Genomic DNA, 13,807 nt, shown 5'->3' with positions numbered 1-13,807 from the left:
GGCACTGCGTGTTCTCGCTCACGAATCCCCCCTCACATCGTGTGGCCCGGACTGTCTCGGGACCAGTACCTCCGCCGCCGCCCGCTGGTAGCGCAGCACCGCCTGCTCGGCGACCCGCAGGTCGCAGGGGGCGGACCACAGCATCCGGCGGGCCGCGTCGTACCGCTCGATCAGGAGCGGGTCCTCGGCCATGCCGTGCCGGGCGACCTTCGCCTTGTACGCGTCGAGCCGCCCGCGCAGCTCGGCGCGGACCGCCAGCGGCGCGGTCACCGCGGTCAACGACTCGCGGGCGCGCAGCAGTTCGTCCTCGGCCTCGCGCTCAAGGGACTCCAGGAGCGGCGAGAGGCGGTGCCACTGCGCGTGCCTGCGGTACTCGGCGGCGCTCGCGAGCTGTTCCTGGAGCACGATGGAGGGCCCGCTCACGGCGGGCACCTCACTGGCGGCGATCTTCGCAAGGACCTCGCCGCGCGCCGAGCGGGCCTCCGCAAGGGTGCGGTCCGCGCGCGACAGCACGTCACGCAGCCGCGCCAGGCGCTGCTCGGCATCCTGACGGACCGTCAGTACGGCGTCGATCTCGCGGCGTACGTCCTCAAGGGCGCGCGCCGCCCGGTCGTAGCGTGCGGTGTCGGGCCGGCCCCCGCCCGGCGCCGAACTGCCCGGCGCGGGCACCCAGAACGCGAGCGGGTCGGAGATCACCCGGGAGCGCAGCTCGGCCAGTTCGGCCGTGATCGACTCCAGGTCGTCGCCCGAGGGATGCTCGCCCGGCCGTACGCCCACCGAGTGCGCGAGGCCCCGGGTGCGGTGCAGCTCGGCGGCCAGGAGGTCTATCCGGGCGGGCAGCGCGGACCACACCGCGTCGGCGGCCACGACCAGGTCGAGCGAGCGGGCGTACAGCTCGTTCATCCGGTGCACGAGATCGGCGAGCGAGAAGCGTTCCGTCAGCTTCGCCGGGCCGCCGGCCAGGGTCGGCGCGCCGTGCAGGGCGGCCCCCGAGAGCGTGACGGACTCGCCGCGCAGCCGGTCGGTCAGCTCCACCAGATCGTCCCGGTTCGGCCAGCGCCGCCGGGCGCGCAGCTCCCGCGCGGATGCCAGTGCCGAGCTGTACGCGTCGAAGTACGCCCACAGCAGGGAGATGGACTGCTCGGTGGCCGCCCAGCGCTCCTTGGTGACGCCGGTGAGGCCGGCCCCTTCGAGGAGCCGGCGCCCGGCATGGTCCTGGAGGGCGAGCAGCGAGCTCTCCACGGCCTCGTGCTCGGCGTCGAGGCGCGCCAGGGCACGGTCCGCCTCGTCCCGGTCCATGACCGGCCCGACCGGCTCGGGGGGCCTTCCGGTGGAGCTGGGGGAGGATCCCGCGCCCATCGATCACCTCTCCGCTCTGTGGTACGAAGCCGCTCCGCGGTGCGAAGCGGGTGTCAACGCGCTCATCCCGTCCGGTACTTGGGCGCGGGCGGCGCGGTTATGCCGGGCAGGTCGGCGGCGAGCCATGTGCGGTACGCGTTCATCCACGGGCTGTTGTTCCCGCCGCTGCGGTAGTCCACCAGGACCTGGTTGATCCGCTGCACCAGGTCGGTGTTGCCGAGCTTGACGGCGACACCGTAGTACTCGGTGGTGAACGGGCTGCCCTTCAGCTGGACCGCCGGGTCCTGGGCGGCCTGGCCGGCGGCGAGCGCGTTGTCGGTGACGACGGCGTCCACCAGGTTCTGCTGGAGGCGCACCAGGCAGTCCAGCTGGTTGGGGACCGTGAAGTCCTGGTAGTTCGCGCCGTGCGGGTTGGCCTTGAGCGCGTCGAAGGCGGTGGAGCCCGCCGCGACACAGACCCGCTTGCCCTTGAGCGAGTCGTCGAAGCCCTTGATGTCGGAGGACTTGGGGGCGAGCACCTGCTGGCCCGCCTCGAAGTACGCGGTGGAGAACGAGGCCTGCTTGATGCGGGTGCAGTTGACCGTCATGGTCCGTACGACCACGTCGACCGTGCCGTTCTGGAGCGCGGGGATGCGCTGGCTGGTGGGGATGGCGCGGTAGATGACCGCGTTCTCGTCGCCCAGGATGTTCTTCGCGATGGCCTTCACCAGGTCGATGTCGAAACCTTCGAGGCTGCGCGTGGCCGGATTGCGGTAGCCCCAGCGGAAGCTGTTCTGGTCGACGCCCGCGACCAGCTTGCCGCGCCGCTTGATGGCGTCGATGTTCGGCCCGTCCGCCGACGAGGCGGGCAGGCTCGCCTCGGGGTCCTTGCAGTCGTCGGCCTTGGCCTGCACGGCGCGCGCGGTGCCGGGGCCCGCGAAGGCCGCCGCGCCCCTCTCGCCGCCGTGCCGGGTCAGCGGGATCAGGGTGCCGGCCGCGACCGCGAGCGCCACGGCCATCCCGGCCACCCCGCCCCAGCCGCGCAGCCGCCCGGCCGCGCGCCGCCCGGTGCGCCGGGCGCGGCCCGGTGTGCCGGTGCCGGGGGCGGTCGGGTGGACCGGATCCGCCGAGCTCTTCGCGCCGCTCATCGCGACCCCTCTCGCCCATCCACCGCTGCCTGCCCGCCCGTTGCCGCTGTCCATGCCGCTCACCTGTACTCCGCGAGCCGGCGGCTGATGCCGACGCCCGCTCCCGCCGCCGCGAGCACCGCGAGCACCGCCGCGCCCACCGGCAGACCCGCCAGGGCGCCGCGGCCGTCGGAGGCGGCCGCGGTGAACTGGCGCTGCTCGTGGGCGATCGCCGAGTCGAGCTGCTGGTCCACCTGGTCGAAGCACTCGCCGGTGGAGCCCTTCGCGGCGATGACCTGGCTCAGCGCGCCGTCGTAGTCACCGCTGTCGTCCGTCCTGCGGGCCGCCGTGTGGCGTTTTTGCCAGGCGTCCATGTCGGCCTTGGCCGCCGTCACCGGTTCCTTGCCCGCGGTGTCGTCGGCGAGGTCCTTGGCGGCGCCGAGCCTGCTCGCGAGCGTCGACATGTCCCGGGTGAACGACGCCTCGTACAGATCCTTGCCGTCCTTGGTGAGCACCGCGCCCCGGGCCACCAGCGTCAGGTTCTCGTTGGCGCGGGCCTGGAGCGAGCTGATCCGGGCGTCGTTGAGGACCTTCAGGGACTCCTGACCGTGCGCGCGCGAGGCCGACAGGTCGGACGCGGCCACCGCGTGCCCCACCACCAGCCACAGCATGACCACGGTGGAGGCGGCCGTCGCGGCCAGCAGGCCGTGGTTGAACACCCGGTTGGTGCGCAGGTAGTTGCGGCGCTGGACCCATACGAGGCCGCCGAGCGCCACGAGCCCGAGCACGGTCGCCGCGTACGGCCAGGTGTCCGCCTGGTCGTAGTCGTCGTAGAGCCGCCCGGTCTCCGCCTCGTACAGCTTCTGCGCCGCGGGCAGCAGGCTGGTGCTCATCTTCTGGTTGGCGAAGCGCAGATAGGCGCCGCCGACCGGGAAGCCCTGCCGGTTGTTGGCGCGCGCCTGCTCCACGAGGCCGTTGTACAGCGGAAGCTGTTCGTTCAGAGTGGCTATCTGCTGTGTCGACTCGGCCGAACCCGTCGTGTTCGCGGCCGCCTTCACCAGCAGCCGGGACGCCGTCGCGATGTCCGTGTCGTACCGCTTGCGGACGTCCAGGGGCTCCTGGCCGCCCGCGAGGAACCCGCCGGCCGCCGCCGTGTCGGCGTCCGCGAGGGAGCGGTAGATGGACGCCGCGTCGGCGCTCAGCGGCTGGCTGCGGCTCACCACGTCGTCGGCGGCGGCCGCGCGGTCGGAGACCTCCCAGGCGGTGACGGCGCCGAAGGCGACCACGAGCACCGCCACGACCGTACCGACGATCCACAGGCGGCCGGGTTCGGTCGTCGCGACGGCGCGCACCCGCTCCCGGGCCTCGGCCAGGCCCCGGCGTGTGCCGGGTCGCGGCTGCGCCGCGGACCGGGCCGCGGACTCCCGCACCTCCGGTTCGCGCACGTTCGGCGGATTCGCCACCTGACCTCCCCCTCGGTCGCTGCCTAGGCAGTATGGCCGCAGGGACCGACAACCATCCAGGGTTGTCTGGATCTTGTTACCTGCCGCTGTGCGTCCCGCGCCCCCGCGCCCCCTGCCTCACGTTCCCCCCCCATGTATACGCGGCGCCGGTCCAATCGGTTCCCCGGGGCCCCACGACCGGCGCCGCGCGCGGGCGGCCACGCCCGGCGGCGGCTACGCCCGGCGGCGGCTACGTGTACTGGGCCCGCAACCGCGCGTACGCCTCGTCCGGCGCCGCCACCCGGTCCAGGCCCAGCAGCCCCGCGCCGAGCACCGGCGACGACGTCACCACCAGAGGCACCGCCTTGGGCGCACGGACCGCGAGCAGTTCGCGTACGCCGTCGTCCAGTTGGGGGTGGCGGGCCGCGAGCACGCCGCCGCCGAGCAGCACCGGCGTCTCGACCTCAAGGAGGCCGAGCCGGTCGAGCGCGACCGTCGCGAGCGTCACGATCTCCTCGGCCTGCCGCGTCACGAGGGAGCGCGCCACCGCGTCCCCGGCCGCCGCGACCTCGAAGAGCACCGGGCTCAGCTCGTGCCGGCGGGCGAGCGGGATCTCCTCCAGGTGCAGCGCCTCGATCAGTTCGTACATCGAGGCGAGGCCGAAGTGGGCGGGCAGTGCGGCCGCGAGCGCGGTGGGCTCCCCGCGGCCGTCCTCGGCGCGTGCCGCGAAGAACAGCGCCTCCTCGGCGAGCCCGCCGCCCCCGCCCCAGTCGCCGGAGATCTTCCCGAGGGCGGGGAAGCGCGCGGTGCGCCCGTCCGCCGTCATCCCCACGCAGTTGATGCCCGCCCCGCACACCACCGCGACGCCGCTCGGGTCGGCGCCGCCGGGCAGCCCGGCGCGCAGGATCGCGAAGGTGTCGTTGTACACGCGGACGGAGTCGCCCCAGCCGCGGGCGCCGATGGCCGCCGTCAACTGGCGCTCCTCGATGGGCAGATCGGCGTTGGCCAGACACGCCGACACATGCCCGGCCCGCGGTGGTTCGGTGCCGCGCGAGGAGAGACAGGCCTCCTCCACGAGGGTGGCCAGCAGGTGCATGGCCGCCTCGACACCCACCGACGGCGGCCGGAAGCCGCCGCCCCTCGCGCTGCCGAGCACCGTGCCGTCCGCCCCGATCAGAGCCACATCGGTCTTGCTGTTGCCGGCGTCGATCGCCAGCACACTCATGCCCACGCGAAATGCTCCCGGTTGTGCGCGATCAGCCGGTCGGTGAGTCCGTCGGCGTAGTCGTACTGCCCGACCAGCGGGTGGGCGAGCAGCGCCCGGAACACCCGGTCGCGCCCACCGCGCAGGGCGGCTTCGAGCGCCAGGTCTTCATAGGCGCTGACATGGGCGATCAACCCGGCGTACAGCGGGTCGAGTTCGGGCACCGCGAGCGGCACGGCGCCGTCGCGGTCCACCCGGGCCGGCACCTCGATGACGGCGTCGTCGGCGAGGAAGGGCAGCGTGCCGTTGTTGTACGTGTTGACGACCTGCACGGGGCTGCCCCCGTCGCCGAGCAGCGATGCCGCGAGGTCGACGGCCGCCTCCGAGTAGAAGGCGCCACCGCGCTTGGCGAGCAGTTCGGGCTTCTCCTCAAGCGCCGGGTCGCCGTACATCGCCAGCAACTCGCGCTCCATCGCGGCCACTTCGGCGGCGCGGGACGGTTTGGTGCCGAGCTCGCGCACCACCTCGTCGTGGGCGTAGAAGTAGCGCAGGTAGTAGGAGGGGACCACGCCGAGCCGGTCGAGTACCTGGCGCGGCAGGCGCAGGTCGTCGGCGATGGCGTCGCCGTGCTCGGCGAGCAGCCTGGGCAGCACGTTGTCGCCGGCCGGCCCGCCGAGGCGCACCCCGAGCTCCCAGCTGAGGTGGTTGAGGCCGACGTGGTCCAGGTGGACCTCGCCGGGCCGCACGTCGAGCAGCTTGGCGAACTTGCGCTGGAGCCCGATGGCCACGTTGCACAGGCCGACCGCCTTGTGCCCGGCCTGGAGCAGGGCCCGGGTCACGATGCCGACGGGGTTGGTGAAGTCGATGATCCAGGCGTCCGGGTTGGTGCGGCGTACGCGCTCGGCGATGTCGAGGACCACCGGCACGGTCCGCATCGCCTTGGCGAGGCCGCCCGCGCCCGTCGTCTCCTGGCCCACACAGCCGCATTCCAGCGGCCATGTCTCGTCCTGCTGCCGCGCCGCCTGGCCGCCGACGCGCAGCTGGAGCAGCACGGCGTCCGCGCCCTCGACACCCGCGTCCAGGTCGGACGTGGTGACGATCCGGCCGGGGTGGCCCTGCTTGGCGAAGATGCGCCGGGCGAGCCCGCCGACCAGTTCCAGGCGGTCGGCCGCGGGGTCGACCAGGACGAGCTCACTGATCGCCAGGGTGTCCCGCAACCGGGCGAAGCCGTCGATGAGTTCGGGGGTGTAGGTGGACCCGCCCCCCACTACTGCGAGCTTCATTCTTGGTCAGCCCTTCACTCCGGTCAGTGTGACGCCCTCGACGAATGCCTTCTGCGCGAAGAAGAAGACGAGGATCACAGGGGCCATGACCAGTACGGTCGCGGCCATGGTCAGGTTCCAGTCGGTATGGTGCGCGCCCTTGAAGGATTCAAGGCCATAGCTCAGCGTCCAGGACGCCGGCGTGTCGGACGCGTAGATCTGCGGTCCGAAGTAGTCGTTCCAGGCGTAGAAGAACTGGAACAGCGCGACGGCGGCGATGCCCGGACGGGCCATCGGCAGCACCACCTTGACCAGCGTGCGCAGCTCCCCGCACCCGTCGACCTTCGCGGCGTCCAGGTACTCGTTGGGGATCGTCAGCAGGAACTGCCGCAGCAGGAAGATGGTGAACGCGTCGCCGAACGCCAGCGGGATGATCAGCGGCCACAGCGTGCCCGACAGGTCCAGCTGTTTCGCCCAGAACAGGTACATCGGGATGATGACGACCTGCGGCGGCAGCATCATCATCGAGATGACCAGCATCAGCGACAGATTGCGCCCGCGGAAGCGGAACTTGGCGAGCGCGTAGGCCACCGGCACGGACGACACCACGCTGAGCACGGTGCCGAGCCCCGCGTACAACAGGGTGTTCTTCCACCACGTCAAGAAGCCCGGGGTGTTGAACACCTGGCGGTAGTTGGACCATGCCCAGTGGTGCGGGATCAGGTCCCGGGTGAGGGTCTGGTGGTCGTCCATCAGCGAGGTGAGCAGCAGGAAGACGAACGGCAGCACGAAGAACAGGGCGGCCGCGACGCCGAGGGTGTGCACGGCGATCCAGTGCAGCGCGGCCTTGCGCCGGGCGACCCTGGCCGCCGGGGTCGCCACCGGAGCCTCAAGGGCGTACGTCATGTCACTCACCTGCCTGGATGAGCCCGCCGCGGCGCTTCATGAGCAGCGCGGTGAAGGCCATGGAGAGGGCGAACAGGACCAGCGCGACCACACACGCCGAGCCGTAGTCGAAACGCTGGAAGCCCAGGTTGTAGACGAGCTGGGGCAGGGTCAGCGTCGACTTGTCGGGGTAGCCGGGCTCGAACTGCTGGCCCGAGTTGGCGAGCTGCCCGGAGGCGACCTTTCCCGCCACCAGCGGCTGGGTGTAGCTCTGCATCGCCTGGATGACGCCGGTGACCACCGCGAACATCACGATCGGCGAGATGTTCGGCAGGGTGACGAAGCGGAACCGCTGCCAGGCGGACGCCCCGTCGAGCTCGGCGGCCTCGTACTGCTCCTTGGGCACGTCGAGCAGCGCGGCCATGAAGATGACCATGAGGTCGCCGACGCCCCACACCGCGAGCAGCGTGAGCGCGGGCTTGGACCACGAGGGGTCGTTGAACCAGTTCGGGGCCGGGATGCCGAGGCCGTCCAGGAGTGAGTTGACCGGCCCGGTCCCGGGGTTGAGCAGGAAGACGAACCCGAGGGTCGCGGCGACCGGCGGCGCGAGGTAGGGCAGGTAGAACAGCGTGCGGAAGACGCCGACGCCCGTCTTGATCTTGGTGATCAGCAGGCCGATGCCGAGCCCGAACACCACCCGGCAGGCGACCATCACGACCACCAGCCACAGGGTGTTGCGCAGCGCCGGCCAGAACAGCGGGTAGTCGTTGAGGACGTACGACCAGTTCTTGAGGCCGTCGAAGGTGGCCGCGCCGAAGCCGTCGTAGTGGGTGAAGGAGAAGTAGACCGCGGAGGCCAGCGGGTAGGCGAAGAAGACGCAGAACCCGATCAGCCAGGGCGAGAGGAACGCCAGGGTGCGCAGCGCCGAGCGGCGGTGCTTGGCGCGCAGTGTGTACGTCGAACTCATGGCAGGGCTACTTCGCCTGCGCGATCGCGGCGTCGATCTCCTGGGCGGTCTTTGCGAGCCCCGCCTTGATGTCGCCCTGCTTGCCGCTCTCCACGTCGTAGCCGAGGTTCTGGAGCGACACGATGTACTGGCCGCCGTTGACGGAGGCCGGGGTGGTGGTGGAGTGCGGGTTCTGCGCGATGTCCAGGAAGGTCTTGAAGCGCGGGTCGGCCTGGAGCTTGGGCGACTTGAGGGCGTCGAAGGTGGACGGCACGTTGTGGATGGCGTTGGCGAAGTCCACCACCGCATCGGTGTTCGTGGTCAGGAACTTGACCAGCTCCCAGGCGGCGTTCTGCTTCTTCGAGGTCGAGGCGATGCCCGCGATGGTCCCGGTCAGATAGCCCTTGCCGTAGGTGTCCTTCTGGTCGTCGGGCACGGGCAGCGGAGCCACCCCGATGTCGAACTTCGGCTTGCTGTCCAGGGCCATGCCGAGGCGCCACTCGCCGTCCATCGCCATCGCGAGCTGGCCGGTGTTGAACGGGTTCGTCTCGCCGTACTCCTCACCGAAGGAGGAGCGGTACTTCTCCAGTTTGGTGAAGCCCCCGAGGTCGTCGACGAGCTGCTTCTGGAGAGCGAGGCCCTTCTCGAAGGCCGGGTCCTTGGCGATGTTCGACGAGCCGCTCGCGTCGAAGTACGTCGGAGACCACTGCGCGAGGTAGTGCTCGGTCGTCGTCTCGTAGCCGTGGTAGTCCGGCATGAAGCCCAGCTGCTCGTACGAGTCGCCCTTGGGCTTGGTCAGGAGCTTGGCGTCCGCCTCGAACTCCGACCAGGTCGTGGGAGGAGCGTCGATCCCGGCGGCCTTGAAGGCGTCCTTGTTGTAGTAGAGCGCGTAGGAATCACCGAGCAGCGGCAGCGTGCAGCGCTTGCCGTCGAACTGGGTGTACTCGTTCATGGTCTTCGGGAACGTCTTCGCCGGGTCGATGCCGTCCTTCTTCAGGAACGGGGCGAGGTCGGCGAAGGCGTTGGACGAGCAGAACTTGCCGACGTTGTTCGTGCTGAACGACGACACCACGTCCGGGGAGTTGGAACCTCCCGCGCGCAGCGACTGGTTGATCTTGTCGTCATTGAGGCCGCCGACGACCTTGACGTGGATGGTGGGGTGCGCCTTCTGGAAGGCGTCCACGTCGGCCTGGATGGCCGCGACCTCTTTGGGGGAGTTCCACCCGTGCCAGAAGGTGATCGTCGTGTCCTTGGACGCGTCGTCCCCGGCGCCGGCGCCGCTCTGGCCCGTACAGGCGGAGGCGAACAGGGCTATGGAGGCGGTCGCGGCCAGTGCGACGGCCGACTTCCTGCGGAGGGTGGGCATGACGGTGTCTCCCGGAGGGGTGAGGGACGGGCGGGGGATGGGACACGGGGGCGGGCCGGGCTCGGTGCGCCGAGGGGCCCGCCGCGTGCGACGGCGGGGATACGGATCGGTTCAGCGTGCGGTGTCGAAGACCTCGTCGCGCGTGGTGGCCAGGGCGGCCTCCAACGCGCCGCGCAGTACGGGGAGTTGGGTGACCTCGCCGATGACGAGCCGGGGCCGGGAGGCGGCCAGTTCGCCGAGTTCGGCCGCCACGAGCTCACGCAACGGCTCGCCCCCGGCGGTGATCAACGAGCCGGACAGGACGACGAGCCCCGGATCGAGCACGGCGACCATCGAGGCGAGACCGGTCGCGAGCCCGGTGGCGAAGGCATGGAAAAGTGCGCGCTCTGGACCTGGGCCTGCCTCGGCGCCGCGCGCGATCAAGGCGGCGGCGACCTCGTTGGCCGTGGGCCCGCCGGGGATGGCGTCGACGCCGAGTTCACGGGCCAGCCGGGGCAGCGCCTGCCCACCGGCCAGCTCCTGGAAGCCGCCCGAGTTCGCCTTCGTGACATGGCGTACGAGGGGGGCGCCCGGCACCGGCAGGAAGCCGACCTCGCCCGCGCCGCCGGTGAAGCCCCGGTGCAGCCGGCCGCCGATGACGAGCGCGGCACCGAGCCCGCCCTCGTTCCAGAGCAGCACGAAGTCGTCGTGGCCGCGGGCCGCGCCCAGGCGCTGTTCGGCGACGGCGGCGAGGTTGACGTCGTTCTCGTACTCGACGGGCATCGGCAGCGCGGCGGCGAGCTCGTCGAGCAGGGTGGGGGAGTGCCAGCCCGGCAGGTGGGAGGCGTAACGCAGCCGCCCGGTGCCGGGGTCGAAGGCGCCGGGGGTGCCGATGACGACGCGGTGCAGATCGCCCCGCACGAGCCCGGCGGCCTTGACGGCCCCGTCGAGCGCGCCGGTGACCTGCCGCACCACGGACTCGCCGCGCCGCGCCGGGGTCGCCACCTCGAACTGGCCGACGACGTGGCCCGCCACATCGGCGACGGCGGCGCGGATCCGCGCGGGGGTCACATCGAACCCGGCCACATGGGCGGCGTGCGCGTTGACCGCGTACAGCTGGGCGTTGGGCCCCGGCCGCCCCTCGGTGGTCCCGGTCGCGACGACGAGCCCGGCCGCCTCAAGCCGGGCGAGCAGCTGCGAGGCGGTGGGCTTGGAGAGCCCGGTGAGCTTGCCGATCCGCGTGCGCGAGAGGGGGCCGTGCTCCAGAAGCAGATCGAGCGCGGCCCGGTCGTTCATCGCGCGGAGTACGCGCGGGGTTCCCGGGGTAGTACCGGCCACGACGAATCCACCTCCCCCTTCGCGTCCGCTTCCCTGACTGTTAGGAAAGTTTCCTATTCGATAGGGAGGAAGGTAGGGGTCGGGCCGGGGGCACGTCAATACCTGCGGTGCGGGGGGACCTGCGGTGCGGGGTGCGGGGGACCTGCGGTGCGGGGTGCGGGGTGACCCGCGGTGGGGCGGGGTGCGGGGCTCGGCGGGTCGTGGCTCAGCTGTGCGGGTCGCCTCCGCACCCACCCCCGCCCACGACCCCGGCCCCGCCGACGCCCCCGGCCGTGAAGGCCGCCCAGGCGGCGGGGGTGAGCCGGAGCATGGCCCCGCCGAAGGACTCGGACTCCTGGACGGCGGCGGTGCCGGGGGTGTTGAGGGCGACTTCCCTGCACTCGCCGGCGGATCTCACGGCGGCCGTGCCCTGCCTCGATGGTGCGGTGTTGCATCGGGATCTGCTGCCAGGGCAGGCGGCACAACTGCCCCGGCTGCTCATGCCGCGGTGAACCGCTCGGCGGCATCCCAGAGTTCGCCTTCGCGCCGCGGGTCGTAGGACTCCTGCGACGAGCGGTCCGCATGGCCGCGGTCGACGTAGGAACCGGTCGGCGCCCGGGTCGTGCCGAGGACGACGTCGGCGAGGTGGCGCCCCGCGGCGCTGCGGCCGGTGGCGAACGGGGTGAGGGCCATCGCCGGCAGGATGCGGCGCATCGCGAACCGGGAGACGCGGTCGGCATTGCGGGCGAGGCCGGTGCCGGGTACGAAGCCGGGGTTGTAGGCGACGGCGTCGATTCCGGCCGGCAGGCGGCGCGCGTACTCGTGCACGAGGTAGATGGCGGCCAGCTTGCTCGTCGAGTACGCGGTGCGCCCGGCGACGGCGGTGTCCGGCTTGGGGAAGGCGCCCGTGCGGGCGAGGACGTCCGGGGACTTCCAGGCCGGGCCGGGCACCATGCCCATATTGTGCTTGAAGTCGCCGAAGTGGGTGTCGCTTGCGGTGATCACGATCCGGGCGGGAGCTGTGAAGCGGTCCTGGAGCAGGCGGACGAACAGGTGGTTGGCGAGCACGTTGACCGTGAAGGTGGACTCGAACCCGTCGGGTCCCTCGGTGAGCGCGTTCGTGTACTGAACGCCCGCGTTGCCCACGAAGCCGCGCAGCGGCGGCAGGTCACCGCGGTCGAGCCGGTCGCGGATCTCGGTGGCGGCCGAGCGGACGCTGTCCAGCGAGCCGAGGTCCGCCGGGATGTGCGAGACCGTGTTCCCGCCCGTGGCGAGTTCCGCAGCGAGCTGTGCGCCCGAGGATCCGCGGGCGACGACGAGAAGGTGCACATCCGGCGACCGGCGCAGGATGTGCTCCGCGGCGACGCGGCCGATCCCGCGGCTCGCGCCCGTCATCACGATGGTGTGCTTCATGGAAGGCTCCTTCACTGGTCGGCCGAGGGCGCCCGGCTTGGGCACAGCCCCACGTTCGCCGCTTGCGCCACCGCCAACCAGTGCCGCCCCCGTCACTAGGACCGGCAGTACCCAGGCTGATGCGGCGCCGCGCGGCGAGAATGAACCCATGGCTGCCTCCCGCTCCGATTTCGCCGCACTCCTGCGCGCCTGGCGCGACCGGCTCTCCCCGGCCGACGCCGGCTTCACCGTGACGGACGGCCGTCGGGCCCCGGGACTGCGCCGCGAGGAGCTGGCGCAACTGGCCGGGCTTTCCGTCGACTACGTCCTGCGTCTGGAACAGGGACGCGCGACCAGCCCCTCGGCCCAGGTCGTCGGCGCCCTCGCCCGGGCCCTTCAGCTCTCCCGCGCCGAGCGCGACCAGCTGTACCGAAGTGCCAGGCTGCTGCCGCCACGGGACGGGACGGTCAGCACCCACGTGCCCCCGGGGATCCAACGGCTCGCCGCACGCCTCGGCGACGTCCCGATCGGCGTGTTCACCGCCGACTGGACCCTGGTGTGGTGGAACACCATGTGGAGCGCCCTGCACGGCGACCCCGCCGTCCTCCCGACCGCCGAACGCAACCTTGCCCGCGCACTCTTCGGCAACGGCGCCGCCCGCGCCTCGATGCTTCCCATCCGGTCCGAGCGCGGACCGGACGCCTTCGAGTCATCGATCGTCGCCGACCTCAAGGACGCCGTGTCCCGCTATCCCGCGGACGCCCAGCTCGATCGTCTCGTGCGGGAACTACGAGCAATATCGGAGGCCTTCACTCATCACTGGGCCACGCAGACGACCGCCGTCCCCCACACGACTGACCGCAAGACGATCCGGCATCCGGAGACCGGCGACATCCTGCTCGACTGCGACGTCCTCATCGTCCCCGGCGCGGACCTGCGCATGGTCACCTACACGGCAGCGACCGGAAGCAGCGACGCGGGGAAACTGGACCTTCTTCGCGTCACAGGTGGCCGCCGTACCGCCACCGCACTCCCCTGACCGGCGGGTGCTGGACGTCTTCGCCAAACCGACTGCGCGAACCTCGCCGGCCACTACCGCTCACGGACCGAACACGCGCTCGCCGCGCGTCCGAGCCCGGTGGTGAACGCGACCCAGGCTGCCGGGGTGAGCCGCAGCGTGGGCCCGCCCGGGGATTTGGAGTCCTGGACGGCGACGGTGCGGGGGATGTTGAGGGCGACTTCTAGGCACTCGCCGGCCTGGGTGCTGTAACTGGACTTCACGAAGCGGAACTCGGTCATGGTCACGACTCCTTGCGGATGGCGTCGATAGGTGTGGCGGAGCTGCGCTGGCCCGGGCCGCGCGTGGCGCTATTGACTTGCTCGCGCCGCGCGTCCGAGCCCGGTGGTGAACGCGACCCAGGTGGCGGGGGTGAGCCGGAGCGTGGGCCCGCCGGGGGATTTGGAGTCCTGGACGGCGACGGTGCGGGGGATGTTGAGGGCGACTTCTAGGCACTCGCCGGCCTGGGTGCTGTAACTGGACTTCACGAAG

General features: G+C 71.7%; 14 protein-coding genes. 1 reads left to right on the top strand and 13 read right to left on the bottom strand.

What is annotated here, in order from left to right; genetic code table 11:
* Nucleotides 1-18: 18 nt before the first annotated feature.
* From ACGFW5_RS00895 to ACGFW5_RS00845, 11 genes are all read right to left on the bottom strand, one after another.
* Nucleotides 19-1,359, bottom strand: a complete 1,341-nt coding sequence (locus tag ACGFW5_RS00895) for a hypothetical protein (RefSeq protein WP_393831995.1) — start codon at nt 1,357-1,359, stop codon at nt 19-21.
* A 62-nt stretch (nt 1,360-1,421) separates the two neighbouring features.
* Nucleotides 1,422-2,357 carry a glutamate ABC transporter substrate-binding protein gene (locus tag ACGFW5_RS00890; RefSeq protein ID WP_393832339.1) on the bottom strand — a complete coding sequence of 312 codons (936 nt, stop codon included), beginning with the start codon at nt 2,355-2,357 and terminating at the stop codon, nt 1,422-1,424.
* Nucleotides 2,358-2,545: 188 nt separating this feature from the next.
* On the bottom strand, nt 2,546-3,928 hold the full coding sequence (locus ACGFW5_RS00885) for a hypothetical protein (RefSeq protein ID WP_393831994.1): 1,383 nt from the start codon (nt 3,926-3,928) through the stop codon (nt 2,546-2,548).
* Between the two features lie 229 nt (nt 3,929-4,157).
* Nucleotides 4,158-5,132, bottom strand: coding sequence for an N-acetylglucosamine kinase (locus ACGFW5_RS00880; protein ID WP_393831993.1), 975 nt, complete (start codon nt 5,130-5,132; stop codon nt 4,158-4,160).
* A complete protein-coding gene (locus ACGFW5_RS00875) occupies nt 5,129-6,394 on the bottom strand; it encodes a 6-phospho-beta-glucosidase (protein WP_393831992.1) in 1,266 nt (421 codons plus the stop codon). Before ACGFW5_RS00875 ends, ACGFW5_RS00880 begins: the two co-directional genes overlap by 4 nt.
* Nucleotides 6,395-6,400: 6 nt before the next feature.
* Complete coding sequence (locus ACGFW5_RS00870; RefSeq protein WP_393831991.1) at nt 6,401-7,279, bottom strand: carbohydrate ABC transporter permease; 879 nt, start codon at nt 7,277-7,279, stop codon at nt 6,401-6,403.
* A 1-nt stretch (nt 7,280) separates the two neighbouring features.
* Complete coding sequence (locus tag ACGFW5_RS00865) at nt 7,281-8,225, bottom strand: carbohydrate ABC transporter permease (protein WP_393831990.1); 945 nt, start codon at nt 8,223-8,225, stop codon at nt 7,281-7,283.
* Nucleotides 8,226-8,232: 7 nt separating this feature from the next.
* Nucleotides 8,233-9,570: an ABC transporter substrate-binding protein gene (locus ACGFW5_RS00860; protein WP_393831989.1), complete on the bottom strand. Its 1,338-nt coding sequence runs from the start codon at nt 9,568-9,570 to the stop codon at nt 8,233-8,235.
* Nucleotides 9,571-9,681: 111 nt separating this feature from the next.
* A complete protein-coding gene (locus ACGFW5_RS00855) occupies nt 9,682-10,887 on the bottom strand; it encodes an ROK family protein (protein ID WP_393831988.1) in 1,206 nt (401 codons plus the stop codon).
* A 205-nt stretch (nt 10,888-11,092) separates the two neighbouring features.
* A complete protein-coding gene (locus tag ACGFW5_RS00850; RefSeq protein ID WP_393831987.1) occupies nt 11,093-11,284 on the bottom strand; it encodes a DUF397 domain-containing protein in 192 nt (63 codons plus the stop codon).
* A gap of 80 nt (nt 11,285-11,364) precedes the next feature.
* On the bottom strand, nt 11,365-12,279 hold the full coding sequence (locus ACGFW5_RS00845; RefSeq protein ID WP_393831986.1) for an SDR family NAD(P)-dependent oxidoreductase: 915 nt from the start codon (nt 12,277-12,279) through the stop codon (nt 11,365-11,367).
* Between the two features lie 148 nt (nt 12,280-12,427).
* Here ACGFW5_RS00845 and ACGFW5_RS00840 point away from each other — a divergent pair, with 148 nt between their 5' ends.
* Nucleotides 12,428-13,297, top strand: a complete 870-nt coding sequence (locus tag ACGFW5_RS00840) for a helix-turn-helix transcriptional regulator (protein ID WP_393831985.1) — start codon at nt 12,428-12,430, stop codon at nt 13,295-13,297.
* Nucleotides 13,298-13,350: 53 nt separating this feature from the next.
* Here ACGFW5_RS00840 and ACGFW5_RS00835 read toward each other — a convergent pair whose 3' ends face one another.
* Nucleotides 13,351-13,557: a DUF397 domain-containing protein gene (locus ACGFW5_RS00835; RefSeq protein ID WP_393831984.1), complete on the bottom strand. Its 207-nt coding sequence runs from the start codon at nt 13,555-13,557 to the stop codon at nt 13,351-13,353.
* Nucleotides 13,558-13,626: 69 nt separating this feature from the next.
* Nucleotides 13,627-13,807 (bottom strand): DUF397 domain-containing protein (locus ACGFW5_RS00830; RefSeq protein WP_393831983.1); only part of this gene is annotated, 181 nt, incomplete at its 5' end.

The sequence above is a fragment of the Streptomyces sp. NPDC048416 genome (assembly GCF_043200435.1).
Lineage (GTDB): Bacteria > Actinomycetota > Actinomycetes > Streptomycetales > Streptomycetaceae > Streptomyces.
This window is presented reverse-complemented; position numbering and strand designations above follow the sequence as displayed.